The organism is Haloplanus litoreus, assembly GCF_045690335.1.
GTDB lineage: Archaea > Halobacteriota > Halobacteria > Halobacteriales > Haloferacaceae > Haloplanus > Haloplanus litoreus.
In genome coordinates this window covers 1,409,045-1,433,940 of sequence record NZ_CP147874.1, presented here as the reverse complement: position 1 = coordinate 1,433,940, position 24,896 = coordinate 1,409,045, and the positions used below count along the sequence as shown (strand labels likewise).

34 protein-coding genes and 1 tRNA gene are annotated in these 24,896 nt (G+C 61.5%); 19 read left to right on the top strand and 16 right to left on the bottom strand.

What is annotated here, in order from left to right; translation table 11 throughout:
* Positions 1 to 6: 6 nt before the first annotated feature.
* Complete coding sequence (locus V8686_RS07710) at positions 7 to 393, bottom strand: hypothetical protein (protein WP_379703395.1); 387 nt, start codon at positions 391 to 393, stop codon at positions 7 to 9.
* A gap of 333 nt (positions 394 to 726) precedes the next feature.
* On the opposite strand from V8686_RS07710, the gene V8686_RS07705 reads away from it, so the two are divergent.
* Together V8686_RS07705 and V8686_RS07700 are read left to right on the top strand one after the other, a co-directional pair.
* On the top strand, positions 727 to 1,170 hold the full coding sequence (locus tag V8686_RS07705) for a hypothetical protein (protein ID WP_379703394.1): 444 nt from the start codon (positions 727 to 729) through the stop codon (positions 1,168 to 1,170).
* A gap of 435 nt (positions 1,171 to 1,605) precedes the next feature.
* Positions 1,606 to 2,871 carry a DUF6498-containing protein gene (locus V8686_RS07700; protein ID WP_379703393.1) on the top strand — a complete coding sequence of 422 codons (1,266 nt, stop codon included), beginning with the start codon at positions 1,606 to 1,608 and terminating at the stop codon, positions 2,869 to 2,871.
* Positions 2,872 to 3,016: 145 nt separating this feature from the next.
* On the opposite strand, the gene V8686_RS07695 is transcribed toward V8686_RS07700, so the two are convergent.
* The 3 genes from V8686_RS07695 to V8686_RS07685 all read right to left on the bottom strand — a co-directional run bounded on the left by V8686_RS07695 (position 3,017) and on the right by V8686_RS07685 (position 4,902).
* Positions 3,017 to 3,349 carry a DMT family transporter gene (locus V8686_RS07695; RefSeq protein ID WP_379703392.1) on the bottom strand — a complete coding sequence of 111 codons (333 nt, stop codon included), beginning with the start codon at positions 3,347 to 3,349 and terminating at the stop codon, positions 3,017 to 3,019.
* Positions 3,350 to 4,136: 787 nt separating this feature from the next.
* Complete coding sequence (locus V8686_RS07690) at positions 4,137 to 4,439, bottom strand: hypothetical protein (protein ID WP_379703390.1); 303 nt, start codon at positions 4,437 to 4,439, stop codon at positions 4,137 to 4,139.
* Between the two features lie 82 nt (positions 4,440 to 4,521).
* Positions 4,522 to 4,902 (bottom strand): CPBP family glutamic-type intramembrane protease, encoded by a 381-nt coding sequence (locus V8686_RS07685; RefSeq protein WP_379703389.1) that lies wholly within the window; start codon positions 4,900 to 4,902, stop codon positions 4,522 to 4,524.
* A 7-nt stretch (positions 4,903 to 4,909) separates the two neighbouring features.
* Between V8686_RS07685 and V8686_RS07680 the strand changes: the two genes are divergently transcribed.
* Complete coding sequence (locus V8686_RS07680; protein ID WP_379703388.1) at positions 4,910 to 5,146, top strand: hypothetical protein; 237 nt, start codon at positions 4,910 to 4,912, stop codon at positions 5,144 to 5,146.
* A gap of 153 nt (positions 5,147 to 5,299) precedes the next feature.
* Here the strand turns inward: V8686_RS07680 and V8686_RS07675 are convergent, their stop codons facing one another.
* Positions 5,300 to 6,079: a CPBP family intramembrane glutamic endopeptidase gene (locus V8686_RS07675; RefSeq protein ID WP_379703387.1), complete on the bottom strand. Its 780-nt coding sequence runs from the start codon at positions 6,077 to 6,079 to the stop codon at positions 5,300 to 5,302.
* Between the two features lie 418 nt (positions 6,080 to 6,497).
* Between V8686_RS07675 and V8686_RS07670 the strand changes: the two genes are divergently transcribed.
* Together V8686_RS07670 and V8686_RS07665 are read left to right on the top strand one after the other, a co-directional pair.
* The gene (locus V8686_RS07670; RefSeq protein ID WP_379703386.1) at positions 6,498 to 7,358 is read left to right on the top strand and encodes a PGF-pre-PGF domain-containing protein; all 861 of its coding nucleotides are present in this window, start codon (positions 6,498 to 6,500) and stop codon (positions 7,356 to 7,358) included.
* A 120-nt stretch (positions 7,359 to 7,478) separates the two neighbouring features.
* Positions 7,479 to 8,159: an SOUL family heme-binding protein gene (locus V8686_RS07665; protein ID WP_379703385.1), complete on the top strand. Its 681-nt coding sequence runs from the start codon at positions 7,479 to 7,481 to the stop codon at positions 8,157 to 8,159.
* A gap of 5 nt (positions 8,160 to 8,164) precedes the next feature.
* Here V8686_RS07665 and V8686_RS07660 read toward each other — a convergent pair whose 3' ends face one another.
* Positions 8,165 to 8,866 (bottom strand): SRPBCC family protein, encoded by a 702-nt coding sequence (locus tag V8686_RS07660; RefSeq protein WP_379703384.1) that lies wholly within the window; start codon positions 8,864 to 8,866, stop codon positions 8,165 to 8,167.
* 146 nt (positions 8,867 to 9,012) lie between these two features.
* Between V8686_RS07660 and V8686_RS07655 the strand changes: the two genes are divergently transcribed.
* The 6 genes from V8686_RS07655 to V8686_RS07630 all read left to right on the top strand — a co-directional run bounded on the left by V8686_RS07655 (position 9,013) and on the right by V8686_RS07630 (position 12,796).
* Entirely contained in the window at positions 9,013 to 9,576 is a 564-nt protein-coding gene (locus tag V8686_RS07655; protein WP_379703383.1) for a flavodoxin domain-containing protein, read from the top strand.
* A 4-nt stretch (positions 9,577 to 9,580) separates the two neighbouring features.
* The gene (locus tag V8686_RS07650; RefSeq protein WP_379703382.1) at positions 9,581 to 10,465 is read left to right on the top strand and encodes a CPBP family glutamic-type intramembrane protease; all 885 of its coding nucleotides are present in this window, start codon (positions 9,581 to 9,583) and stop codon (positions 10,463 to 10,465) included.
* Positions 10,466 to 10,717: 252 nt separating this feature from the next.
* Positions 10,718 to 11,104, top strand: a complete 387-nt coding sequence (locus V8686_RS07645) for a hypothetical protein (protein ID WP_379703381.1) — start codon at positions 10,718 to 10,720, stop codon at positions 11,102 to 11,104.
* Between the two features lie 9 nt (positions 11,105 to 11,113).
* Complete coding sequence (locus V8686_RS07640) at positions 11,114 to 11,977, top strand: FAD:protein FMN transferase (RefSeq protein ID WP_379703380.1); 864 nt, start codon at positions 11,114 to 11,116, stop codon at positions 11,975 to 11,977.
* Positions 11,964 to 12,251 (top strand): hypothetical protein, encoded by a 288-nt coding sequence (locus V8686_RS07635; protein ID WP_379703379.1) that lies wholly within the window; start codon positions 11,964 to 11,966, stop codon positions 12,249 to 12,251. Before V8686_RS07640 ends, V8686_RS07635 begins: the two co-directional genes overlap by 14 nt.
* Positions 12,251 to 12,796: a hypothetical protein gene (locus V8686_RS07630; protein ID WP_379703378.1), complete on the top strand. Its 546-nt coding sequence runs from the start codon at positions 12,251 to 12,253 to the stop codon at positions 12,794 to 12,796. The genes V8686_RS07635 and V8686_RS07630 overlap by 1 nt, the downstream gene beginning before the upstream one ends.
* On the opposite strand, the gene V8686_RS07625 is transcribed toward V8686_RS07630, so the two are convergent.
* The 4 genes from V8686_RS07625 to V8686_RS07610 form a co-directional block, all read right to left on the bottom strand.
* Positions 12,790 to 13,311, bottom strand: a complete 522-nt coding sequence (locus tag V8686_RS07625) for a winged helix-turn-helix transcriptional regulator (RefSeq protein ID WP_379703377.1) — start codon at positions 13,309 to 13,311, stop codon at positions 12,790 to 12,792. The two genes, V8686_RS07630 and V8686_RS07625, sit on opposite strands and share 7 nt — an antisense overlap.
* A gap of 3 nt (positions 13,312 to 13,314) precedes the next feature.
* Complete coding sequence (locus V8686_RS07620) at positions 13,315 to 13,602, bottom strand: hypothetical protein (protein WP_379703376.1); 288 nt, start codon at positions 13,600 to 13,602, stop codon at positions 13,315 to 13,317.
* A gap of 307 nt (positions 13,603 to 13,909) precedes the next feature.
* A complete protein-coding gene (locus V8686_RS07615) occupies positions 13,910 to 14,839 on the bottom strand; it encodes a CPBP family intramembrane glutamic endopeptidase (protein ID WP_379703375.1) in 930 nt (309 codons plus the stop codon).
* A 70-nt stretch (positions 14,840 to 14,909) separates the two neighbouring features.
* Positions 14,910 to 15,932, bottom strand: coding sequence for a hypothetical protein (locus tag V8686_RS07610; RefSeq protein WP_379703374.1), 1,023 nt, complete (start codon positions 15,930 to 15,932; stop codon positions 14,910 to 14,912).
* Positions 15,933 to 16,261: 329 nt separating this feature from the next.
* Here V8686_RS07610 and V8686_RS07605 point away from each other — a divergent pair, with 329 nt between their 5' ends.
* The 3 genes from V8686_RS07605 to V8686_RS07595 all read left to right on the top strand — a co-directional run bounded on the left by V8686_RS07605 (position 16,262) and on the right by V8686_RS07595 (position 18,775).
* The gene (locus V8686_RS07605; protein WP_379703372.1) at positions 16,262 to 16,774 is read left to right on the top strand and encodes an SRPBCC family protein; all 513 of its coding nucleotides are present in this window, start codon (positions 16,262 to 16,264) and stop codon (positions 16,772 to 16,774) included.
* A gap of 134 nt (positions 16,775 to 16,908) precedes the next feature.
* On the top strand, positions 16,909 to 17,796 hold the full coding sequence (locus tag V8686_RS07600; RefSeq protein WP_379703371.1) for a CPBP family intramembrane glutamic endopeptidase: 888 nt from the start codon (positions 16,909 to 16,911) through the stop codon (positions 17,794 to 17,796).
* Positions 17,768 to 18,775, top strand: coding sequence for a hypothetical protein (locus V8686_RS07595; RefSeq protein ID WP_407344625.1), 1,008 nt, complete (start codon positions 17,768 to 17,770; stop codon positions 18,773 to 18,775). Before V8686_RS07600 ends, V8686_RS07595 begins: the two co-directional genes overlap by 29 nt.
* Positions 18,776 to 18,832: 57 nt before the next feature.
* Here the strand turns inward: V8686_RS07595 and V8686_RS07590 are convergent, their stop codons facing one another.
* The 4 genes from V8686_RS07590 to V8686_RS07575 all read right to left on the bottom strand — a co-directional run bounded on the left by V8686_RS07590 (position 18,833) and on the right by V8686_RS07575 (position 20,602).
* Positions 18,833 to 19,189: a YbjQ family protein gene (locus V8686_RS07590; RefSeq protein ID WP_379703368.1), complete on the bottom strand. Its 357-nt coding sequence runs from the start codon at positions 19,187 to 19,189 to the stop codon at positions 18,833 to 18,835.
* Positions 19,190 to 19,254: 65 nt separating this feature from the next.
* Positions 19,255 to 19,608, bottom strand: a complete 354-nt coding sequence (locus tag V8686_RS07585; RefSeq protein ID WP_379720556.1) for a hypothetical protein — start codon at positions 19,606 to 19,608, stop codon at positions 19,255 to 19,257.
* A gap of 164 nt (positions 19,609 to 19,772) precedes the next feature.
* A complete protein-coding gene (locus V8686_RS07580; RefSeq protein ID WP_379703365.1) occupies positions 19,773 to 20,090 on the bottom strand; it encodes a hypothetical protein in 318 nt (105 codons plus the stop codon).
* 200 nt (positions 20,091 to 20,290) lie between these two features.
* Positions 20,291 to 20,602, bottom strand: coding sequence for a hypothetical protein (locus tag V8686_RS07575; protein ID WP_379703364.1), 312 nt, complete (start codon positions 20,600 to 20,602; stop codon positions 20,291 to 20,293).
* 442 nt (positions 20,603 to 21,044) lie between these two features.
* On the opposite strand from V8686_RS07575, the gene V8686_RS07570 reads away from it, so the two are divergent.
* Entirely contained in the window at positions 21,045 to 21,848 is an 804-nt protein-coding gene (locus V8686_RS07570) for a hypothetical protein (RefSeq protein ID WP_379703362.1), read from the top strand.
* A gap of 268 nt (positions 21,849 to 22,116) precedes the next feature.
* On the opposite strand, the gene V8686_RS07565 is transcribed toward V8686_RS07570, so the two are convergent.
* A complete protein-coding gene (locus tag V8686_RS07565) occupies positions 22,117 to 22,755 on the bottom strand; it encodes an IS6 family transposase (protein ID WP_379703361.1) in 639 nt (212 codons plus the stop codon).
* Between the two features lie 101 nt (positions 22,756 to 22,856).
* Between V8686_RS07565 and V8686_RS07560 the strand changes: the two genes are divergently transcribed.
* Entirely contained in the window at positions 22,857 to 23,129 is a 273-nt protein-coding gene (locus tag V8686_RS07560; protein ID WP_379703360.1) for a hypothetical protein, read from the top strand.
* A gap of 57 nt (positions 23,130 to 23,186) precedes the next feature.
* Positions 23,187 to 23,369 carry a YegP family protein gene (locus V8686_RS07555; RefSeq protein ID WP_379703359.1) on the top strand — a complete coding sequence of 61 codons (183 nt, stop codon included), beginning with the start codon at positions 23,187 to 23,189 and terminating at the stop codon, positions 23,367 to 23,369.
* A 5-nt stretch (positions 23,370 to 23,374) separates the two neighbouring features.
* Here the strand turns inward: V8686_RS07555 and V8686_RS07550 are convergent, their stop codons facing one another.
* The gene (locus tag V8686_RS07550) at positions 23,375 to 24,106 is read right to left on the bottom strand and encodes an SDR family oxidoreductase (protein ID WP_379703358.1); all 732 of its coding nucleotides are present in this window, start codon (positions 24,104 to 24,106) and stop codon (positions 23,375 to 23,377) included.
* Between the two features lie 119 nt (positions 24,107 to 24,225).
* Between V8686_RS07550 and V8686_RS07545 the strand changes: the two genes are divergently transcribed.
* Both V8686_RS07545 and V8686_RS07540 read left to right on the top strand, forming a co-directional pair.
* Positions 24,226 to 24,300: transfer RNA gene (locus V8686_RS07545), tRNA-Glu, on the top strand.
* Positions 24,301 to 24,662: 362 nt separating this feature from the next.
* Positions 24,663 to 24,851, top strand: coding sequence for a DUF1289 domain-containing protein (locus tag V8686_RS07540; protein WP_379703357.1), 189 nt, complete (start codon positions 24,663 to 24,665; stop codon positions 24,849 to 24,851).
* Positions 24,852 to 24,896 lie beyond the last annotated feature (45 nt).

The following is a 24,896-nucleotide window of genomic DNA, read 5'->3' as shown; positions in this document are numbered from 1 at the left end:
TTCGCGTCAGGTCCGCCCCGCGAACGCAGTCAGTTCCCCATCTGCGCGGATCTCGACGAAGACGTCTCGTATCCCCGTCCCCGGCCCGACTCGTATCTCGGTTTGCGTTCTCTCGGCGGTGTCGAGCTCGGCTTCGAGGAGGGCCGATCCCGTATATCGTGGATTCTCGAACGTCGTGGTCGATGATTCGTCTGCTGCTAGTGTGACTGTTTCGTCCACGAGCACCGAGTTCTCGAACGAGATAGTGACCGACAGTCGGTGCGTGGTCCCATCGTTGTTTGTCATAGTGACGTCGATCTCGTCGCTCGTTCCGCCGAATCCGAACGTGCAACCACTCAGTATCGTTATCCCGAGACCGGACAGCTGAAGGGCTTTTCTTCGACGCAGGGGCATATGCTTCGGCCTCAATGAGACGACGTCTCTCTGACTACCCGTGTGAGTTGTGGTTTTTCGGAAGTCACGGTGAGATGTAAGGGACATTAGACCCATACCGAAGACCCATCTGGTTGGAACATCGCCATCGGAATATGGTTCATTCCACGCTCCGTAGCGCCCTTTGTGTCTTACTCGGAGCCTTGGTTGGTGACCTCCTCGGTCCGCTGTTTGTGCCTGATCCTACGGGGGTACTTGCTGTGGCTCACACTTGACATCACAGTCGTAAGCAGCGTGTTTTTCTATCGCTCCAACTGGCTGCACAGCCGATAGAAACGTGGAACTAACTGCTGTATGGACGAATTCGGCTGTATGCCCTCCCTCTCAGAACTCAGAGGTCACTCCGCGAAATACACTCTCCCGATTGTCGGTGGCGTCGTGTACGCGATTACAGTCCTCGGGTGGATATTCGCGTCAGGAGTTTCGATCTCAAGCAGGGGAATCACGACAGTCATCGCACTGGGATATACGTGGATCGGGATGTTTCTGACGACTGCTGTTCCTCTATTTTTGTTTGGACGCTTCTCACTCGTCACTCCTCCGCTCGTGACGCTCTGGATACTCGGGAATACCGTGTATCAGTGGTTGTACGTAACGCACCCCCATCCGCTTTCGTCGTATCTTACCGTCTGGCCGCTTCTCGTGGGCTTCACACTGACGCTCACACTCGGTGAGGCACTGTTGAGAGTAGGCGTCGACCAACTTACCGGACGGTTCGGATTACGTCCAGTTTTCTGACGGTGTCGCTATTCGCCCCGACTATATAGATAGCATATCTATTGGCTTTCTCGGTATGTTTAACCTCCCAAGTTGTAGAACTGTTACTCACTACAGTGCGCTTCTGCCAAAGAGACGCGGGGCGGTAGCTTTTTAACTAAGTCCTCGTGCGGACACTGACTCTCGAATTCATGGCTCAGGATCCACGAACGGAGACGTTCTCAAGGGTACATCCCCACTACGTAGCTACGCTAACGCTACTTCTCGCTCCGGTCGGAGCTGCCCTCGGAGAGAGCTTCACCTCACACCTTGTTCAAGATGAATTGATGGCGGTCTGGCTCACGGTCGCTGGACTGCTGGTCTGCAGAACGTACGCTCTCTCACTCCTCTCGTGAACGCGTCTGGACTGAACTAGAGAGCCAGATATTTGTCTCGGTCAACCTCCACAATCAATGGATGGGCCCGCTCGAAAAAGTGCGGCACGATAGTCCTTCGCCCGAGACGATCGCCGTCATCGTCGCAAACGCGCTTCCACTCGTCGGCGTCGTCGCCCTCGGGTGGGATCTCGCCGCACTCGTGTTCCTGTACTGGTTCGAACTCGGGATTATCTCGTTTTGGGCACTCGTTCGAGCGGTGTTCGCAGGCCGGCCCTCGGAATTCGATTCCGAGCCGTTGATTGCAGGGGCGCTGGCGAGCAAGCGAACAGAGATCTCGATCCCGTGCACCGAACTCGGAATCAGGATCTCGACGCTGCCCGTGCTCGCCGTTGCGATCCCCATCCTCACACTCGTATGGTTTTTTGCGGGGGTCACGACCGTCGGTGTGGTCGGTCCCGAAACGCTCGATCCGAGCGCGCTGGAGATGGTGACGCTCGCCTCACTCAGCATCTTCCTCAGTGAGGGTGCCTCGACGCTGATCGAGTATTTTTATCGCCACGGGTACCGTGAACATAGTGCCCAGACCGCAATTCAGGGCAGTTTCATGCGCGGAGCAGTGATCGGTATCGGTGGGCTAGTCACAGCAACATTCGTCGGACTCGGTACGGACTCCGTATCCTCCGACGCTCCGATCACGGCTGTCGACCCGACTGTCGTCGGCCCTCCACTCTTGGTCGGAATCGTGCTCGTGAAGTTCAGCTTCGATCTCGGAGGGTTGTATCGCGAGCGACTGGTTGCCTTCGATGAGGCATCGTACTTCGAACTCGGGTGGGCATACGAACCACCATCCGACGAAACGATCGAACCGGTTGAGCCTGTGACCGACCGACTGCGTCCTTCCATCTCGGCAAGGCTGTTCGGTGGTGTTTCGGCCTCAAACGTACGGCGTCATCCCGGCGCGTTGGCCATCGGTGGATTCCTCCTTCTCATTTCGCTTCTCTTCGTGATGGGACGAGCCTGGGATATTGTCTTCATCTTTGTGGTGGCTAGTCTGGTCGTTCCGATAGGGGTACTCACGATCGACCACTGGCTGCGGTACGGCTGCGTCGAGTTCCGAGTCTCAGAGGGCGGGATAGTCGCCTATGATCGGCTGTTTCGGACGCGCCTCTGGCGGATCGATCCGTGGGACGAAAGTGGATTACGCGTCGAGCGTGATCGAATCCACAGGTGGCTTGATACCTCGACAGTCGTCGTGGAGTGTTCTGATCGGGAACTCCGGCTCCCACACTTGCCAAATTCCGCACCGATTCTCGACGTGTTCGATCGGCGGCCCAGCGGTGCCTAAGGGGAGCCGTTTTTCACTGTCTTGAGTTCAACGTTCTTCCAGAGTACGATGTCTTCCCTCTCAAGGAGCGGGAGCGAATCAAACGTTAGATTGCTTGACTTCTGCCGAAGAAGCGCTGAACGGGATAGGGCTCAAGAGGAGCCATTTAATGTGCGGACATATCGGAGATAATGTTGAGACAGTATACACCGGCGATGATGAGGCCAATACCTACGATCCCTGCAAAATCGACCTGCTCGTCGAACGCGACGACACCGATAGCTGCGATTGCGACGATCCCGAGGGCAGCCCACGTCCCATAGACGACACCAACCGGAAGATCCTCCAACGCGAGCGAAAGAAAGTAGAAAGCAGCACCGTATCCAACGAGTACACCCAGACTCGGTAGTGGGCGTGAAAATCCCTGAGAAAATTTCAGTGCTGTCGTTCCGAGAACCTCGGAGAAAATCGCGGTGCCGAGTAACACGTACGGGTTCATGAGTGCCGTTCCTCTCCCCAATCTGATGATTATTTCGACTGAATCGGCATTTTGAGGCGCTCGGGTCGGACTCCGCTATCTACAGGGGAACATCGTGTATTGAAGCTAAATCAATGTATACTTGAGATAAGCGTTCGGAGCGCGTTGTCGGCGCACTCGATATCGAATTCAATCACTCTCGCCGCCGAGCGAGCGTGAGGTAGCCTGGGAGCGCAAGATGAAGACCTGATACGCTCAGTACGGAAAAGATAAATTCCGTATCTCCGTTGTTTCACCGAAGCGAGAGGCATAGCACTCATGAACCTGCTCTCTCCGACCCGCGTTCGAGCTTGTACTGTTCCTAGCGTGCTCTTCCTGTGTATGGCTACCGCAGTCACGTACTCGGCTCTTCGGATCGGCTACGCAGGTGGACTGATCAGTGTCGAGATATATAGTCTGGGTTCCAGTGTCGTTGTGTTCGGTAGTATCCTCGGTGGTGGAGCAATCGCTGGGGGATTCGGCTACAGTAACGCGAGCGTGCCAACCGCTATGCTGTCTGGACTTTCCTTGCCTATCGGCACATGTTTCGGTTCGCTGAGTACGGTCACTCTCGGTATTGGATACTACGACTCGCCGCCGGCCATCCTTTTCGCCGGGTTCCTTCTGGTATGTTGTGTGGTGAACGGGGTGGCTTGGGGTATTGGATCGAACGTTCTGTGAGCAGGCTTGCCCCACCGGAGGGGGGCTATGCCAGGGGTGAAACTACGGTCACGTGAACCGTCCGCTGCGTCCTCGCCTCCGATGTGATCTATTCCCCAACGACGAATTCGGGAGCGAAGACCGTGGTAGCGAGAAGACCCGTCAGGAGGAGAAACGCCGTTACGCGGAAGATACCCGCTGTCTGTCGTCGATCTTTCGGCAGGGACTCGGCGATGCCCGACAGGGCTGTTCCGATCGTCATTGGAACGAGCCAACTGCTCGAGGAAGAGTCGCCTATAACTCCAGAATATACGTAGAGACCCAAGAAGACGAGTGATCCGGCGAACATAACTAGTGCATGGGTTCGGCCAGATGGCTGACTGAATATCACTGCACTGAGTTTGGAGGGCATCGAGAGCGCATTCCTCGCGCGCGTATGTAGAACTATCGTGCCTTCCGTCACATACAGCGACAGTATCTGCTAAATCGAGACGTCAGCGAATCTCTTGACGGTCAGCAGTGTCCCGTGTGGTGTCGTATCCCAGCTGTCCACGGGTAGCGACCATAAGCACGATGGCAACGACCCAGACCGCGACATCAACCGCAATTAGAACCGTCACGAAGCTCTCGCCAGTGATCGCCTCGATCGGGAGCGGGACGAGCGTACTATTGGCCGTGTTGATGCCCGCATGGAGCAACAGTGCGAGTAGCACGCTCTCTGTCCCGTTGTAGATCCACGTCAAGAGGAATGCAAAGCCCACGATGTTGACGACTCGACGGAAGATCCCCGGAATCTCCTCGACGAGCCACGCGAAGCTGTAGACTGCGTTCGGGTCCGCGACCAGCTGGGGGAGGTGCCAGAACGCCCAGACCACACCCAGAATGAGCGTGGCCGGGACCGGCGGGAGCGTCCTGCTGACGATGGTGCTCCACGCGTCGGTGAATACTGGCGGTATCCTCTACCTTGCTGGTGGCGGCGCTGCGCTGCAGACCGAACTACCGAACGCGCTCTACGCCGCCGTCTTCGCCCTCGCCGCAGTGGCCGTCGTCGCGGCCTACGGCCCCGAGCGTCTCGCCGACGTGGAGGTCCCGACCAGTCCGTCCGGAAGCCAGCGGTAACGTCGTTCCCCAACCGGTAACGTCCCGTGCGGTCCCCCGCGGGCACCGTCGTTCGACAGTGGTAGCGAACTCGAGGATGCGGTAGAGTTCTCCCGCTAGGCCGACGAATAGCGGGCTAGGACGGGAATGTACGGCCCCGTCGAGATCAGATTTTCACGACGACGGTTCGGAACGCGGTTCTTCGGCCCCGACCCACGTCATCAATGACGGCCAGGTCACGAGGATGGCGAGGACGACGAGCAGGAGTGGCACCAACACGATCCCACCCGCGTCCACGAGGAGGACGGGATCGTTGACGAGTGCGTGGAGGCCGATCGTGACGAACAGGTTTCCGGTTCGAGCGTAGATGAGTGCGAACAACACACCGAGTACGAACGGCGCTACGAGGAACGTCGGAAGGTTCCCAATCTCGACACCGGCTGCGAACCGCCCCGGGACGTGAACGAGTGTGAAGACTGTCTGAGAGGCCAGGAGTGCGAAGAGGAACGCGGTTCGCGGCGACTCAATCTTTGCCATTCGTGCGAACTTCTTCGCGAGCTGTGGCAGGAGAAACGCCCGATACACGGTCTCCTCGTAGAGCGCGTTTCCGAGGATCTGTCCGACGAAACCACCGAGAACGGGAAGTATTCCGAACCGGGTCAGCGAGTCGGCGAGCGCGAGCGACTCATCTTGGAGTATCAGTGCCGCGACACCGGTCACTTGCATGAGTATCCACGTTCCAGCGGTGATCCCGATGCCGACGGGAATATTCTCCCAGACGAGTCCGATGTCCCGTGGTCGAAGATCGCCGAACTGGAGGACGATTCCACCGACGATAACGACGACGAACGCGAGGTTGGCGAGGAGTGTCATCCCCACGAGACCCCCCGTCGCGTCGAACACCGGGGCGAGTACATCCGAAATCGTCGGCAGGATCAGATGGAACAGCGTCACTGCTGCCCCACCGGCGATCACGACAGCAGCGATCGTGGCCCAGGACGTTTCCCGTACAGCGTCTAGGTCAAGCACTATCCGGTCCAACACTAACGGGTCGCCGCCCGTGGAATCGCGTTCTGCTACCGTGTCCGGATCGTGGCTCACAGGGACAGTTCCACGATCACCGACAAGAAACGATTGGCCCGATCCCACGAGCAGTGGGATAGGACACCGATGGATGTGGCAGTGTGAGTCCGGCTAGCATCATGTGACCGATCTACGCGTCGGACGGAAGCGGCGGGTGAGGCACTTCGTCGGCGGTCGTCACAGTCTCCGCCCCCCAGATCGCGCATTCAAGGATCGCGAAATCGCCTCGCAGATCGGCATCGACAAGGGCGCAGTATTTATTGGTTAACCGACAGAATGTCGAACGAATATGTGGCATCGACGACCAGGGGTAATCGTTCTGGTAGTGTGTGCCGTCGCTCTCGCCGGAATCGCTCCCGCGATGCTGACGACTGGAGTCGCAGCACGGCACGGGAATGGAGGGCCGGATGGAGGCGGCCCGCATGGCGGAGACGACGGCCACAGGGGCGGCCACAACGTCTCCGTTGGTCCGGGTTCGAGCGGCCACCACTCAGTTCACGTCCAGAACGTCGGCGCACACGAGCAAATTCACGTCCGCTTCCAGTACGGTTCGGGAGCGTTCGATACGGGAGTCCGTATGCACGAGATGACGATAACCACCAATCGAGGTGGGGACTACCAGTTCACGGTACGGGCGATGGCTAATGTGAGCTCCGGAATCCACCGATTTTCCGGACCAGCGCCGTTCGGATACTTCAACGTCACACACGCATTTCCACGCCAGAACGTCTCCAATACCTCGATGGTGTTCGCTCTCAACCGGACCCAGTTGCAACAGCGAGACGTCGCCGCCGAACGGATTGCTCTTCACCGATACGACACCGGGAATCGGACGTGGAGGCGTCTCGGGACTCGTGTCGTCGACCGGAACGCCACACACGTGACCTTCCGCGCGGAGTCACCCGGGCTCTCGGTCTTCGCCGTCGCCCCGACAGCCGAAGCGGCGGCCACGCCGACCACGACGGCGACTCGAGAACCGACGGCATCCTCGACGCCGGCTCCGACCACGACAGAGACTCGAACCCTGACGGCATCCTCTACGTCGACCCCGACACCGACGACGGGTGACGGACCCGGATTCGGCCCCGTTCTCGGCGTCATTGCCCTCCTGATCGTCGTCGTCCACCTGCGGGATTCGAATGGCCGGTGAACGTTCACCCCGTTCGGTCAGATCGTGTCGCTCGGACGTCCACTCCCGTACTGCGTCACTTCGGTCTCTGAAGCGGTGTCGGCCAACTGGTCTTTTGACCGACGACGACGTATTTCATGTATGCGCTCGCTAACGAAAGCTGTCCTCGGGATTCTCGGCGGACTGTTCACGCTCTGGGTTGGGTGGGGGGTGTACGTCAGTCGGACGACCGAACGCGTCCCGTACGAACCCCTCGACCAGTTCGACGGCGTCGAACTTCGACGATACCCACGGACGGTACTCGTCGAGACGACGGCGACCGATTCGGGGACTGCCTTCCGGCGACTCTTCGGGTACATCACGGGAGCGAACGAAGTGAGCGAAACGGTCGCGATGACGGCACCCGTCACCACCCGAAGCGAGACGATATCGATGACTGCGCCCGTCCGGACGCTTCGTCGTGAAGGTGCAACCGTCCCCATGACGGCTCCCGTGCGCACGGATCGGGGAGCGGAGGCGGTCACCATGGCGTTTTACCTCCCACCGGAGTACACGGCCGAGACGGCCCCCGTCCCCACCGATACGGACGTTCGACTCGTCGTCGAACCGTCGCGGACGGTCGCAGTGCGGCGGTTCTCGTGGTACGCGACCGACGACCGCTTCGAACGGGAACGCCAGCGACTCTTCGCCGCCCTCGACGAACGAGGTATCGAGGGACGCGGTCAGGGGGCATTGCTCCAGTACAACGATCCTTGGACGCCGCCGTTCATGCGACGGAACGAGGTTGCCGTGCCCGTCGAAGAGTCTGCAAGCGTCGCGTGACGGGACTACGCTGGCGACGAGTCGTCTCCAGTTCGTCCAGTCCGTTCGGCACGTGCTTTGATTCCGCGCATCATCCCTCGTTCCATGACGAAATGGGGGAGTTCGTAGGCCAGATATCGAAGGGCACGACCGAGAAGCGACTGCTGTGGCGTCCGTCCGCGCACGACGAACCGGGTCGTCTCGTCGTCAATCGGTTCGAGGTGGAACGTCCACGTCCCGCCGTCGTGACCCCGAAGAACGAGCGTTCGACTGGGGTCGACTTTTACGACCGTCATCGAGGTCATCGGACTCCGGAGCCAGTAGTCCTCTTTCACCAGCCGTATCGAATCCCCCTCCGCCAGTCGTTGGAACTCCGGAACGATCCGGTCGACGTTGTGGATGTCGGCACCAACCAGATTTTCGAGCCAACTGTAACTGTAGAACCCACCGCGGCCCTGGCCGAGTTGTACGATCCACGGCCACACATCGTCGCTCGGTGCCTCGACGGTGACCGCGCGCGTCGTCTCGCCACTCGGGGCTGGAACCAGTTCGTCACCGGGCAGTTCTCGGTCGATTTCGTCGGCGGTTGCGCCCCAGTCGAGATACCAGGGACGGACGAACAGATGGTACGCCACCAGCAGACCGCCCGCGACGAGGACGGACAGTCGGACGCGGCGTCGGGTGACGGGTGATTCAGTCGAGACGGCCGTGTTCGTCGGCTCGGTCATTCACTCATCCTGCTCCTCACATCGCTTCTACATGAAGCTAGACCGCTCACGGTGCCGAGTGCCGTCATTCAGTCGGTCGAGGCAGTATCCTACTCGGCAGCACCTACGACTATCATGACAGCCATACTATTGGTCCGTGACCAACGATGGCATCCATCCTCGTCTGCTACGGCACCGGTGAGGGACAGACCGAGAAAGTGGCCGACCGCCTCGCCGACGAACTCACGGCGCGGGGGCACGACCCGACGACGGTGAACGTGAATGCGGTCGGGAGTCCCCTCGATGTCGACGGCTTCGACGCCGTACTCGTGGGCGCGTCGATTCACTTCGGTCGACACCAGAAGGGCGTCCGCAAGTTCGTCACCGCCAACCGCGACGTACTGGTGACGAAGCCGACCGGCTTCTTCCAAGTGTCCGGAGCGTCCGCGAACGAGGACGGCGCGGCCGAAGCGACGACGTACGTCGAGAAGTTCGTCGAAGCGACGAACTGGCGGCCCGACCGCATCGGTCTCTTCGGCGGGGCGATACGCTTCTCGGAGTACGGCTTCCTGCTGGGAGCGCTGATGAAACGCGTCGTCAAGAGCGGATTCCCGGACGTGGACGCGTCCGATGACGTGGAGTTCACCGACTGGGAGTCGGTCGACGCGTTCGCCGACGCGTTCGCCACGTTCGTCGAGGAACGGACTGGCGACGCGAGGAGTACGGAGTGATTCGATGTCGATAGACGGGGCACGGCCCGACCTCGCCGGCGCGACCGGCCTCTCCATCGGGAGTCCGTGGACGTTCTTCGCGGCTACCTACGCCATCACGTGGGCGTTCTGGCTTCCGGCTATCGTCTTCGATGTGTCGTTCAGCACCGTCGAAGGCGTCGCGTTGCTCGTCGCGGGACTCGCCGGCCCCGGTCTCGGTGGGATCGGGTTCACGTACCTCGTCTACGACGACCGAGGCCGCGCGGACTTTTGGAAGCGTCTCCGGAGCGTTCGTCGGATCGGTCTGCGGTGGGTGCTCGTCATCGTCACCGTTCCACTCGCGTTGAGCCTCCTCGCCGCGGGCGTCGACCGTTTGTTCGGTGGCGTCGGGGCGACGTGGGCCGAGGGCGTCATCGGCTTCGCCGCGAACCCGCTCACGATCCTGCCGACCCTCTTTTTCGTGACGCTCCCGCCGGTTCTGGAGGAACTCGGCTGGCGCGGCTACGTGCTCGACCGACTCCAGTTGCGCTGGTCGGCTCTCGTCTCGGGCGTGATCCTCGGCGTGGCCTGGTCGCTCTGGCACCTCCCGCTGTTTTTCGTCGCCGACACGTACCAGTCCGGACTCGGGGTCGGGACGCCCGAATTCTGGCTGTTCTTCGTCAGTGTCGTCCCACTCTCGATAGCGCTATCGTGGGTCTACAACAACACGTCGCGAAGCACCCTCGCTGCGATCCTCTTGCACTCCTCGGCCAACTTCTCGGGTGAAATCGTCGCGATAACCCCGAGAGCGGACGTCTACAACGTCTGGCTCTGGGTGCTGTTCGCCGTCGTGATCGTGGCGATCTGGGGTGCGAAAACCCTCGCCGGCGCCGACGAGGTACCGAAGCCGCCACTTCCGAAACGGCGATAGGTCGGCATCGAACCGCTCTCGATGTGACTCGATGCGTTGTCCGAGAGAGCGTGCTGAACACCGGAGCGTTCTCAACCGACGATCACTCACGAGCGGCAGTGACCGTCCGAGGAGACGTTTCGACGACTGTACGAACATTCGACTGTTGGACGCGAACGGCTTACTTGACCCACTGGCTACTCGCTGTCGTGATGGCTCGCACACACAGTCGATTGGTGCCCAGAACGGACGATATCGAGGAGGCGTGGTAGTATGCGACTCCCTATTCCGAAGAACAAGCTCGTGGCGTTCACACTTGCCGGAGCCCTACTGACCGCGGTTATCGCCGGTGGCCTCGCGTTCCCGATTCCGGGTGTGACGGCACCGGGGGATACTGCGGGTGACTCCGGGACGCAATCGACGGGCGCACCACAGTCCGCTGCCGATGCACCGACGCCGAATCAGGACTTCACGCCGGCGGTGCAGACGCAGACTGGTTACGAGGGCGAGGAGCACGAAGCGTACGAAGAAGACGACGAAGACGAACACGAAGAGTACGAAGACGACGAGGACGAACACGAAGAGTACGAAGACGACGAGGACGAACACGAAGAGCGGGAGGATGAACACGACGACGAGGATGAAGATGAAGCGGAGTGAGATGATCGGATGAGTGTGTTGTCGTCGGTGTACGAACGAGCGGGTGAGACACACCGTGAATTCGAGTGTTGTGACACGCAGTTCGTGATTCGGGCGACCGGCGTTCGGGCGACGGCTGGCGTCGATGCTGCACAGCAGACGGTTCGGCGGCTCGAAGCAGTCTTGAACGCGTTCGACGAGAAGAGTGCCGTCAGTCAGCTCAATCGGACGGGATTCGTCGAGAACGAACACGTGGCTCGCATCGTGCGCCGTGGACTGGAGTACTACGAACGGGCGAACGGCGTGTTCGACATCCATCAGGGGCGTGTCGAGCACGACCTCAAGGCGTTCCTCCGGAGTGACCGACAGTCGCTCCCGGAGTCGTTCGACACGGGCGATATCGAACTCGATGGGGCGCAGGTTAGAACCGACCATCCGCTCGACCTCAACGGACTGGCGAAAGGCTACATCGTCGATCGGGCGGCGTCGGCGCTCTCTGGCGTCGGTCGACGTGGGTTCGTGAGCGGCGGTGGTGACATGTCTCCACCGCCCGGTCCGGTCGCCGTGGAGAGTCCCTACGGCGACGAGACACCGCTGAAGGTACTGGAGACGGATTGGTTCGTCGCGTCCTCAGGTGGCTACCGTCGCACCAGGAACGGGACGGATCACATCTACGACCCGACGAGCGAGCGGATCGGCTCACGTCACGAGTCGGTCACCGTCGTCGCCGAGCGTGACTGCATGGAAGCGGATGCCCTCGCGACGACGCTGGCAGCCCTGCCGCTCGACGACGCGCTCTCGCTGGCCGAGTCGTGGGCGAATGCGGAAGCGCTCGTCGTGCACGGCGGCGTATTCCACACCACCGAGGGGTTCGAGACACATGTCATGGACTGAGAAACAACGCATCACGATCGTCGCGATAGTCGTCCTCGTCGTCGCGGTACCGTTGCTCTGGGGGATCGGAGACGTCCGTGCCGCCCAGGCGACCGAAGAGAAACGACACGACCTCGTGAACCAGACGGTCACGACGCGTCACGCGCCGACCGATTACGACGGTGATGGGCTCGACGACAGTACTGACCAGTGCCCGACGCGTCCGGAGACGACGAACGGCTTCCAAGATTCGGACGGCTGTCCGGACGTCGTCGCGACGACGGGGGCGTCCTGATGTCGGCGACCGTCTGGTATCTGGACCGTGGTGCGGCCCTCCTCACGTATCCGGCCCTGTATCTCGCCGTCCTCACCGGAGTTCTGTACAACACGGAGTCGTTTGGCGTCTTGCACGAGGCGGCCCGTCGTGTCCACGTCGAACTGTCGGTCTTCGCGATGCTGGTGACGCTTCTCCACGCAAGCCTCGGTGTCGTCGATGCGTGGTTCGTCCTCACCGGGCAGGTCCCAGAGCCGGCGTACTCGATGCCGTACTTCGTGGGCGGTCTCGCCGTCGGTGTCGGGTCGCTGGCGTTGCTCGTCGTCGCCGTCCTGGGATTCACCGATCCGAAACGGTTCGAGCGACCGTGGGGTCCCCGCGTCGTGCATTCGTTCGCGTACGCTGGGTTCGCGTTCGGCACGATCCACGCAGCGGCCATCGGCACCGACATGACGGGGTTGATTCGGCCGTTGCTGGGCCCCTCGCTCATGTTCGTCGTGTACGTCCTCCTGTTGCGCGTGCTCGTGCTTCGGGGAACGGTCTCCAGTGCGCCGGCGCGTCAGTAACTGTCCCAGAGTCCAAGGAGGCGGTCGACGATTCGGTCGGTGAACGATTGACGATGGATCGTGTACAGATACCTAACGCGGTCCGAATCCGAGACACGGTACAGCACGCGTTGGCCGTCCCGTTCTTTGGTGACGAGTCCGGCGTCGGCAAGTTTCGAGAGATGCCACGAGACGGTCGACTGGGCCTTCTCCAGTCGGTCGCTCAACTCGGTCGTCGAGAGCGGGCCGTCGACGAGGAGGTGCGCGAGAATGCGACGACTGTACTCCCGCCGGAGGGCGTTCATCACGGTCCGGTCGGCGTCGTCGAACGCCGCAGCAGGGTAGTACCGCGTGTACTTGCCGTCCTCGGAGACGTCGATCAACTCTTCGTCGGCCAGCCAGCGGAGCTGGTACTGGAGCGTTCCCTGTGCGTAGTCGAGTGCGTCGAGTAGGGCACGGAAGTGAATGCCGGGGGTGTCGGCGATCTCCTGATAGATCGCTCGTCGAGATTCTAATTCGAGATCGGGCTCCGGCATTGCTCAGTCCCGTGTGAGCGCGAGGAAGAACGCGATGAGGCCCCCGAGGATGAGGACTGCACTCCCATGTTCGAGTAACTCGAGCGTCGCATACGGAACGTACGGAAGCAGGGGGTATTCGAGAAATACGATGAGGCCGTAGAGAGCGAACATCGCGTAGCCGGCGGTGACGATACCCATTCGGCGGTCGCGTTCGCGACGCCACGCCAGATAGCTGAGCGTACTGAGCGCCGCGGCCACGAGGAAGATACCGAGGCTGACGTACTGTTCGAGGAGTTGTGCGAGTGGCATACGAGTCGAACGGACCGCGATCGATCGCGGTCGATTTGTGGTGTACGAGGGGGCAGTCGGGTAAAACGGTTGGCGTACAAATGTCGAATTGGACGCCGATCCCTCGGCCGAGGCGCATCGAAACCGGTCGAGCCGATGGGGAGTTCCGTCGTGACCCTCCATTGGGGCCTGTGTCAAGACGCCTCCGCACTCACGACGTCGACTCACCGTCGGCTGGTACGTAGCTTGCAGGCTTCCAAACCGACACTGACAATGCATCCAGTAGCCGGTGTCCCAGTTACCCGATCGTGATCCCCGTCACCAGTCGTTACCACAATTCGAGTGGTTCCCCCGCCGACACTCGAACGGCCGCCACGTATCGGTCGTGGACGACGCAGGTGGTGGTGGCGAGTACGCCGGCACCGATCCCGGCGACCCCGACCGGCCCGACGAGGAGAGTGCCCGCACCGGTGAGGTAGACGAGCGAGAGCGACGCCACGGCGTTGAACGAACCGTGGAGGAGCGTCGCGGCGAGGACGGACTTCGCACGGACGGTCAGGTAGGTGAACAGCGGGGAGGCGGCGACCGTCCAGCCGGTCATCACGACGATCCCGGCGACCGGTGCGTCGGGAAAGTTGTGCCCCTGGACGATCAGTGGGGCGTGCCAGATCCCCCAGACGACGCCCGTCAGAAGCGACAGCCGCCAGAAGCCGAGCGGCGAGAGTTCTCGCAGGAGCAGTCCCCGCCACCCGAGTTCCTCACCGAGGGCCGCGACGGCGTTGATCGTCAGGCCCGCCACCAGCCCCTGACCGACGAGGAAGACGACCGGCGGCACCGGAAGGCCCTCGAGAACCGCGAGCGAGGCGTCTATCTGTTCCGCTGGGAGACCGAGATCTCTGAGGAACGCCCCGTAGTCCGTGGTAAACGAGACCTCCGGCAACAGGGCACCGAACCCAATCGTCAGCGCGAGAAGTCCGACCGGTGTCACCCAAGCGAGGCCGATCCATCGGAGTCGTCCCCGACGGAGTCCACAGCCAATCCGGATCGAGTCGCCCACCCACCGCTGAGTCAGTATCGCGGCGACGGCTGGCGCCCACATGTAGACGGCGACCACGAGAACCGTGCCACGGAGACTCCCCAAGTCGACGCCGAGGACGGCGAACGCGATGGCTCCCACCCACGAGATACCGAACGTAAGTGCGAGAAACGCGAGGACCTTACGCGTCCTGACTCTCTCGGGTTGTCTCGTCGTCGACATCTGCGGGTTGTCAACTATCCGAACGAACGTATCAGCGTGCCGATTTCGTGCCGACCGGTGACGGAACTGTTCAGCGAAGCACCGTTTCGCACCCTCGTCCGAACGCGGCCTTCCCGAAGACCAGTGCAACGAAAAGCATCACTGCCGGGCCGACGATGAACCCGGCCCACGTCACCAGACTCGCCACGCCTGCGACCGCAAGACTGCTCCGCGTCCGGACTCCCAACACGAGATCGTCGCGGAGCGCACATCGTAGCACCCAGGCGCCACACACCGCAGGGACGGCGACGAAGGCTGCCGTGACGAGCATTCCCGCCGTAGGTCCGATCGAAGACAGCGCAATCCCCATCTGGACGAGCGCACTCACACCCGTCCCGAGAACTAACGTGCCCGCGCCGATCAACCCGTAGCGAATTACTGGACGGGTCCAGCCATCGCGTCGTCGAACGCGAAGCAGTGCGGCACCCCCGACAAGCGTGACGAGCCAGGGACCGGCGACGACGAGTGGATGCTGGCCCTCCCAGAGGTGGACTCGAACGAGGTCGAACGGGACGGTTAGGTACTCGGTCGGCGAAAACTCCTCCTCGTAACCGATGGTTACGCCGACCGGACCGCTCGCGTTCCGGGGCGCGTAGACGGCCAGCAGGTACACTCCGTCCTCCTCGACGGCCCGATCGACGCTGACCGTGTGATAGTTCGCGGACGGGGTGAACGGCTCGTAAGTCGCTGCGTCGGGGCGTTCGCCCTCGAACACCACCGCACCCATCCCTTCCGGAACGGACACCCCGCTCGGCACCCGATCGGTCCGGTTCAACGACTCGCTCATCAAGACTACCGAGGGAGTGAACTCACCGCCCGACGGCGTGAAGGCCCCGAATCGCAACCGCTGGCCATCCTCGAGGGTCACTCTGTAGTACTTGGCCTGTCCGCGCTCCAGGCGGTCGTAGAACGACCACGACTTGGCCGCGTCCGGAACCACGAGTGCTCGCTCGGGGCTCGTGTTGTCGCCGGGAAACGCCGGAACGTGTGCGAGCGCTGGCGTCGCCACGAAGGCCAGCGCGAGCACGACGATTGCAATCCGGGTGGCGTCCATCTCCAACGGCGCACTATTGGTCGCCCGGGGGTATAGGTTCAGCGAGGACGGGTTCACGACTACGTCGTCAGCGCGACTATACTGAGTCAGAGGGAAATCGTATGACCACCGCTCCGGAGAATGACCAGCTCGCATCGGACAACATGGCCTCGACGACGATGCGACGGTGGCGGCGACGAATCGGATGGACGACGGGTGTCGCACTTCTCGTGGCAGCGTACTGGAAGTTCCTTCGTCCGCGGATGCTGAACTGGGGCGTGACGCCGACAGAGGTCGCGCGACCATTCCCGGGTGACGATCTGCTCCCAGACCCTGGCGCTGAGTCAACCATGGCGGTCGACATCGCTGCGTCACCCGACACCGTCTGGCCGTGGCTCGTCCAGTTCGGGCAAGAACAGGCCGGGTTCTACAGCTACGAGTGGGCCGAGAACCTCGTAGGGCTCGGCATCCACAACGCCGACGAGATCCGGCCGGAGTGGCAGGACCTCGAGGTGGGAGACACGGTCCGGCTCGGCCGCGCCGATCGGTTCCCCGACGCGACACTCGAGGTGGCCGAGTTCGACTCCGAGGAGTCGCTCGTCCTCCGAACGCCAGACGATCCGACCTGGTGGGTCTGGTCGTTCGTGCTCGATCCGATCGACGAGACGACGACACGGCTACTGGTGCGCTCGCGCATCCGCCTCCCCGAGAACCCGGTGGTCCGAATCACCTCCCTCACGGCTCTCGACCCGGTTTCGTCGCTGATGACGTACGGAATGCTCCAGGGGATACGGGACCGGGCCGAACGACTCGCCCGGACGGGGAGGACCGAGACAGGGGGCGGTCACAACCGGGCGGGGTGACCGCGACGCCCGGCTCCTCGACCGCGGTTTCCGATAGACGGGCGCTTCACCCCACGCTCTCGACGGTCTGCGGTGATACAGACCACCCGGGCAGTGAACCGACAGTATACCTCCCCGAGGCGCGATGTAGTGCTATGGCCTCTCGAATGGGCGACTGGATCCGAAGTCACCGCGTGGCGTCGTTCTTCCTCCTCGCATACGCCATCTCCTGGAGTCTGGACGCCGCAGTCTTGGTACTCGGAATGGAGCCCTCATGGACCCGCTGGATCATCAGTGGCTTTCTCAGTGCCCTCGGACCGGCTATCGCCGCGGGGATCGTTCTCTCCATCAGCGGTGAGAGTCTTCGAGACTGGCTCGGACGGGTCGTCCGCTGGCGCGTGCACCCGAAGTGGTACGCGACGGCCATCGGTATCCCCGTGATCGTCGCGCTGGGTTCCGGTGCCGTTCTCCAACTGGTCGGCGGTCCGGTCGATTTCGCGTCGTTCGCGTTCGACCCGATGACCCTCGGTATCGGGATTCTCCTCGGAACCACGATTGGCGGCGGTCAGGAGGAGCTGGGCTGGCGCGGCTTCGCCCAGCCCGAACTTCAGGAGCAATACGGCGGGCTCCGGGCGGCCGTAATCATCGGGGTGCTCTGGGGTGGCTGGCACTTGCCGCTCTTTTTCGATCCGACAGCGATCCATTCCCAGTGGCCGTTGAGTTCCCAACTCGCTTACTTCGTCGGTATCGTCGCGTTTTCGATCCTGATCGCGTGGGTGTACAACGGCTCCGGCGGGAGTATCCTCCTCGCGATGCTCATGCACGGGACGGAGAACGCCGCCGGAGGACTGGTCCCGCTGGATCTGGAGCGAGCGATCGTCGAAGGCGTCCCGGACTGGGTGGCTCTGGCGCCGATGAACGTCTCCCATGCCGTACTCATGTGGCTGCTCGCCCTCGTGGCCATCAGCGCCACTGGGGCGGGGTTGCTGGCTCAGCGTGAAATGCGGGGGCGTCGTGATTCGTCAACCACACGCGGCGTGTGACCTCCGGGGAACCGACCGGAACGCACAGAGCATCCGAACCAAGCTTCCAAATCAGATGACGAACATCCACGAACTCCTCGATGTCGGGACCATACAAGTCAGTGCCCTCCTCCTACGTGATGCGAAGTTCTTCGGTCGGTCGCTCGACTCACGACCGCTCATCGAGGTGGCGAGTGAATCGGAGGCCAGTGTCGACGACCTCAGTCGTGCTGGCGAGCGGTCTGTGACCGTCGACACGCCGATCGGGGTGTTCGAGACGGCGTATATGCCCTGGCAATGGCGTGGGCCGGACTATCCGACGCTCATCTATCACCACGGGAGTGGCGAGCGGCCGTTCGACTTCGGGCGGTTCAGTTCGAACTCGTTTCGGCGGTTGTTCGTCACGACCGACGAAGCGATCCCGGCCAACGTCATCGCCGTCAGGGCTCCGTTCCACGACGGATCGAACGTGGATTACGCTCGGGCGATGGGCGCCCTTGAGAACTTCGTCGGGATGCTCGCCGCCTCGGTCGGCCTCATCGACGAGCTCGCGACGCAGGCGAGCGATCGAACCAGCAGCCCGGTCCTCGCATCGGGTCTCAGCCTCGGTGGCTGGGCCGTCAACCTCCACCGGGCGTGCTTCGACACCGTCGACCGATACGTCCCGATCTTCGCCGGCGCCGCGCTGGGCGAGATGTTCGTCTCGTCCGTCTATCGGAAGATGACTGCCGAATCGGCTCGGAGACGGCCGGACTACCTCCGCGAGATTCTCGATTTCGAGGAGGAGTTCAGTGCCGTCGGGGCGGATGATTGTTCCCCATTGCTCGCCCGATACGACCGCATCATCGAGTACGACCGACAACGCCCGGCCTACGCGGGACTGTCACTGTCCGTACTGGAGAACGGCCACGTCACTGGATCGCTTGCGACCGATCGGCTCCGCGAGCACGTCCTCTCTGTTCTTTCGACGTGTGGAACCGACCGGATCGGTCGGGAATAGTATCGAGCAGTCGCAAGCTCGACCTTCGACTGCTCGACGTCGGCCACGACAGTCTCCTCAGGCGAGTTTGACAGCCGTCCCATAGGCGATCACTTCCGAAGCGCCTTGGGTAACCTCGGACGTTTCCATCCGGACGTTCACGACGGCGTCCGCACCCATCTCGAGTGCGTCCGCTTCCATCCGCGCGATTGCCTGATCCCGGGCATCGGCGAGCAGCGTCGAGTAGGCCTTGAGTTCTCCGCCAGCGAGATTTCGGAGTCCCTGGGTGATGTCGCGTCCCACATTCCGTGCTCGGACGGTGTTGCCGCGGGCGATACCGAGCACCTCCACGATCTCGTTGCCAGGGATAGTCTCGGTGGTGACGGTGGCGACGAGCGACTGCTCTACATCCGTCGAACTGGCTGTTGTGGACATATCTACCGCTAGGACGGTGGGAGAGATGATAAACCAGTAGTGACCCGTGCGTTCACGTGGTGTGGCTACGGCCGCGATCGAGGCGGACTGGTCACCCGGCGACCTGTGCTATCGCGCCGGCCTCGCGGTAACACGCGACTGCCAGCAGCAGATATCCAGCGCAGGGCGTCCTCGAAGTCCTTGCAGTTCGTCGTTCCGCCACCCTTCGCAAGCCGGAGTTTGTAGGCGATTTGGAGTTCGATCGAGCTGATCGATATCTCGTGCTCGTCGACCTCTGCGGTGATCGCCGTCGAGAGCGCTTCGCGTTCGAGACCGTTTGAGGCAAGCCAGACCTCGAAGTTGGGATACATTTCACCGTCTTCGGCGACGCGGAGACGGTCGCCGTCACTGAGCATCGCAACGAAGTCGTCCAGCGGCATCGCCATCCCCCAGTACCCCCCTCGTTGAGTCGGTCAGCGAGCTCTTCGAGTTCGGGGTCCGAGAGCGGTTCGAGGACGATATCGGTATCGTCCGTTGAGCGCGAGCGCCCCGTGAAAATCGCGACGTACCCGCTCACAGAGGTGCGAGGAAGAAGCCCACGGCTTCAGTCGTGGGTCGATGACTCGTGTCTCCGATAGGGGAGCGCCGTCACGTCGAAGGCGACATAATGCCGGTCGTACGTGAGGATGTGATCAACCTCTAGCTCGGCCATGTGTGACGCGACGATGAAGTCCGTCAAGGATGCATCGAGGTCGGTCCACTCGATGAACGTGTCTGTCGCATCACTGAATACCCCCGGAGTAACTGATTCGAGTTGATAGAGGGCACTCTTATCGAGTGTCGTCAGAAACGTCGCAGCGTTTCGCATCGACGCCTGTTTTTTGAGTCGGGTCGCAGCTTCGTCGACGATATGGTCGTTCACGATCAGTCGCCGATATGGGAGATGGCCGTCGCGGACAAAATCCATGAATGCACGTGAGACGGGGTGCATCTGATCCTGCGGATTGAACAGCGCATAGAGGAACTTCGGGCCACAGACGACCTGATGACGAACCGAACCCGGTCGAAAATGTTCGGGGGTTACCGTCCCAATCGGTGTCTCAACTGGGTCTGCCATCGGAGCTAGGTGTTCGAGGAGGGGTCCTCAGCGAGAACGAATGATTCATCGTTGCCGTGCCACTCGTCAACGAGATCGTCTTCTTCTCTGGCGTCTGTCTGTGCTGTCCGTGGGAGCGACGAATCATCGAGATCATCGAGAACGGTAAAGGCTGCATCGTTCGGATCGGCCTGTTGCTGGCGTTCGACCCACTCAATCAACGCCTCGTGACTGGCTTCTTTGAGCGACAGTCCGTGTTCCTCAGCGAACTCTCGAAATCGCGCGTACTCCTCCTCGTTCAACTCGGTTTGGACGTGTTTGGTATCGTTGCTACTCATTCTGAGCCACCTGATGTTGTGTGGGTGTCGCGTCTCATGAAGCATAAGATGTTCGTATGTGAGATCTCATGAAATAGGGCTTGACCCTCACCCTTCACAGTATAGTTTGTGAGGGAACGTCAGTATCAGTTCGAAGGTGCAGATCCGCTGTGGAAACGAGAAATTGAGTGTGGGACTGATGTGGGGATTCCTTCGAAAACAGCGGCCTTGGACCTCTTCCCCAGCGAGACACCTTAGCGTCGCTAGTCGGTGTAGAGTGTGAGGCTGGACAGAGCCTCAGAAAACGGAATTGGATGAATTCCAATGAATAGTAGCAACCAATCCGATAAGATGTTATCGGGCACGACAGACACGCCGACAGAGCCGAACACGACAGATGCGACCGCGTGCACGCGGCCGACCGACACGCCATTCCAACAGGTCCGGGCCGACCGGACACACGGTGAGCGTGCCGACATCCCAGCAGATCGCTCCGCACTGGTGCGGGCGCTCTTCGGGATTGCTGCACGCGCTCGTCAACGACGACACCGCGTCGTCGACGGGCACCGCAACCGATGGGATGCCAGTTCACGAGTCGACGGCGTACACCGAACGGAACCCGTCGACGGCGTCTACGGTCACACAGCCGGCGGCGACCCAGTGGTTGCCCCGACTGGTCGACTTGCCGCGAGCCGCATCGACGCCAACTGGACGCCCGGCGACACGCTCTACGACCCTGACAGGGGCCGAGATACGCAAATCACGGTTGACACTGGCGATTGCGCTTGCAAACCGCCTCCGTGACGGCGCCGAACCGACACAGGCCCTGCTGAGACAGGCCGACGCCGAGGCGACCGACCCACGGAACGTCCTGACGGTCGACAACGTTCGGTACACGCCCGTCGACGCAACGCGTGGGCGATTCTCGACGCAGGGAACGATCCTCCGGTTGTTCGAGAATACCCATCCTGCGATCAAGCAGGCTGGTCTGCTGGGCGACGACATTGGCGTGATGAAATTCGCCATCTGGGAGAAGAGTGAGTGGGACGAGACGCGACCGATGCCTGACCCGACTGATGACGGCCGGACGCTCATCCGTTCCCACCGCTTCCCCGAACTGTGCGAAGGTGATGTCGTTCGCTGTGAGGATGTCATGAAGCGATGGTACGACGGCAACCCGACGTTCGAGACACGCCGAGACAGTACGCTCACGATCATTGAGCGACCGACCGGCAGCCAGAGCAATCGTATGGACGGTGTTCGGTGATGGTGTGACGATGAAGCCGACGACTGGTAGCGACCCGTAGCACGGCGAGTCTCGCTCCGAGACTCAGAACTCTAGACCCTTTTCATGACGCAGATCAGTCGTCTCCGGTGAAACTGATCTGATGGGGCAGTATTCTAGTCCGTCGACAGTCCCAGGAATTCCTCAATCAAGAAAATCGGAAACAGCAGATCCGAAAGATGACCGTCTTGTTCCAAGGATGACGTTGATACAGCTGTTTATATCTCGTTTCCCTGTGTCGAAGGTCGTGTTAACTTTGGCATCGATTCCACCAGACAGCGAGGGCTTGGAGCCACGATTCTGCTGTCGTCGGCTCCACGTGGCTGAATGTATTTGAAAATGAAGAGGTTCGTCTTTTTACTTCTCTGAATATACGTTCGACGGCATTCCGATTGCCATGGAGTTCGTATCTGCAATCGAGGCCGTGCCGATCGAGGACCGTTTTGAGCCACTGAGCATCGTCAACGAGAAACATGGCGGTTTGGACATCGTGTTTCTCGCGTAACCCGCTCAGGAAGATTTCGGTAAGACCGATCTTATACGTGCTAAAGAGCCAGATATGAAGGAATTTGTTTGTTTCAGAATTGAGGGCAGCGTACAGCCAGTATTGCTGATCGTTGAGTCGAATCACGGTTTCGTCGAGCGCAACGTGATTCGGGCTCGCAGCGCCTTCGGGCTGTAGATCGGCCTTCTGCACCCAGTTGTGGACAGCTGTTCGAGAGCGTTCGACACCCAACCTCTCAAGAATCGAGATGGTATTCGAAAGTGATAGTCCAGCCACATGCATCTGAATACCAAGCCGCATCGCGAACTCGGGTGTCCGCTGACGCTCCACAAAATCTAATTCGATCCAGTCGCTACCATCGCTGAGGCGGCTGATTTCGGGCATGAACAACTTAGAAATCAGCACGCCTCACTCTTCACGCTTAACTTTACGCGACCGCGACGAGAGGCGAAGATACAAGCCGTCCCCAGCACCATCGCTACGTGATGTCGAACAATTCGTCCGGGGACCTCCCAGCCGAGTCGGCGGAAGAACAGACGTGGCTCCATCTCGTCGACGACGTCCTCGACACGGCAATCGACCGGGAGGAGGATCTGGAGTGTACCTTCGAGGACGTGACCGTCGACGTCCCGCTCCGGATGGACTCCGAGTCGGAGTTCGCCCGCTGGCATCTCGACGGAACCGTGCGGGTCCACGTCGACGGGATGCGTGGCCCGCTTGCCGACTGGCTCCGCTGGTGGTCCAGACAGCTCTCGTAGCGACGACCGACCGGACACGGCAAGGCGTTTTTTACCCTCGATCCCGTCGTAGCCCGCATGGCCGGAGCGACGTTTCAGGTGTTCGAAACCGAAACCGGGTCGTTCCGCTGGCGACTCCGTGCCGCGGACGGGACGGTTCTCGCGACCAGCGAGGACGCACTCCCGACGAAGCAAGCGGCGACCCGCCGGCTACAGCGCATCAAGACCGTCGTCCCCGAGGCTGGCGTCGAGTCGATCTGATCACCTCACCACCCGTCGAACTTGTCGCGGCGATAGACGTCGATTTCGTGGACCGTCGAGTGGTCCTGAGCGGCCGCGAAGCCGATGGCGTCCGCGATCTCCTCGGGTTCGCTCACCTCGCCCGGGTCGAACCGCTCGGCGAAGGCGTCGCCGTCGTCGCTGCCGAACTCCGTCCGCACCTCGGTCGGGTTGACTACCGTGACGCCGACGCCGTCCGAACCGACCTGGCCCTCGACGCTGTGGGCGAACCCGCGCACCCACCACTTCGTCGCGGCGTACACCGGGTTCCCCGGCCGGGGGTACTGGCCAGCGAAGCTCCCGACGAAGATCAGGTTGCCGTCCGAAGCCGCCAGCTGCGGCAGGGCCGCCCGCGTCGCGAAGAAGACGCCGTCGACGTTCGTGTCCATCATCGCCCGGTAGTCGCCGGTCGAGAGGTCGGCCACCTCGCCGCCGCGTCCGAGACCCGCGTTGTTCACCAGGACGTCCAGACCGCCGAACGTGTCGACGACCGCGTCGATCAACTCCGCCACGGCCGCCTCGTCGCGGACGTCCGTCGGGACGACGAGCGTCTCCGCGTCGTACTCCTCCTCGAGATCCGCGGCGATGGCGTCCAGTCGGTCCTCGCTCCGCGCGGCGAGGGCGACCCGCGCCCCCCGACTCGCGAACTCGTGGGCGGTCGCCTCACCGATACCGGAACTCGCACCCGTCACGACGGTCGCACTGTCTTCGAGACTCATTGTCGTCGGACCCGTCGTTCCCGAGACCCTTTACTCTCGGCCCCGTCGACCGATATAGTGGAGTTTAAATATCGGCACCCCCTCGATTGGAGTGTGATCGGCGTGCGGTGCGTCGACGGGCTCCGATAGTGTAGTCCGGCCAATCATATTGCCCTCTCACGGCAATGACCAGGGTTCGAATCCCTGTCGGAGCATCCTACGAGCGTCACCCTGTGACGCGCTCGAAACACGCACGAAGGGATTCGATCAAGTGAGTCGCAGCGACCGAGCGTAGCGAGGTCGACCGTCTCGCCGAGTTCGAATCCCTGTCGAAGCACTCCGTTCGCAGTCCGACGATTCCCACCTGTGCAGCACGGCATACTCGCGCAGGCATCGGAGTGATCGAAACCCCGATCCGGAAATCAGCCCGGCGCGGTAGATCCGACGGCTCGTCAGTACCGATAGTAGCGTTTGTGACTGTCGACAGCTCCGAGCGAGCGCAGTGGTGCGGTCGGGACCGTAGGTGTGATGACGGACGGCAGGGACTATACAGTCCCCGGGTCCATTCTCGGGGACCATGGTCAGCAGTCCGTGCGTGGGCGTTTGTGAGACCGAGGATGGGATCTGCGTCGCCTGTAAACGCACCGTGGAGGATATCGCCGAGTGGCCAAGTATGAGCGAACGAGAGCGAATCGAGCGAATGCAAGAACTCGAACGGGAGACCGACGTGGGTGATCGGTCCCCGAACGGCCGTCGCCCGGACTGAGCCCCACGGCCGCCCCGGACGGCTGTGTCGATCCACGCGGCGGCG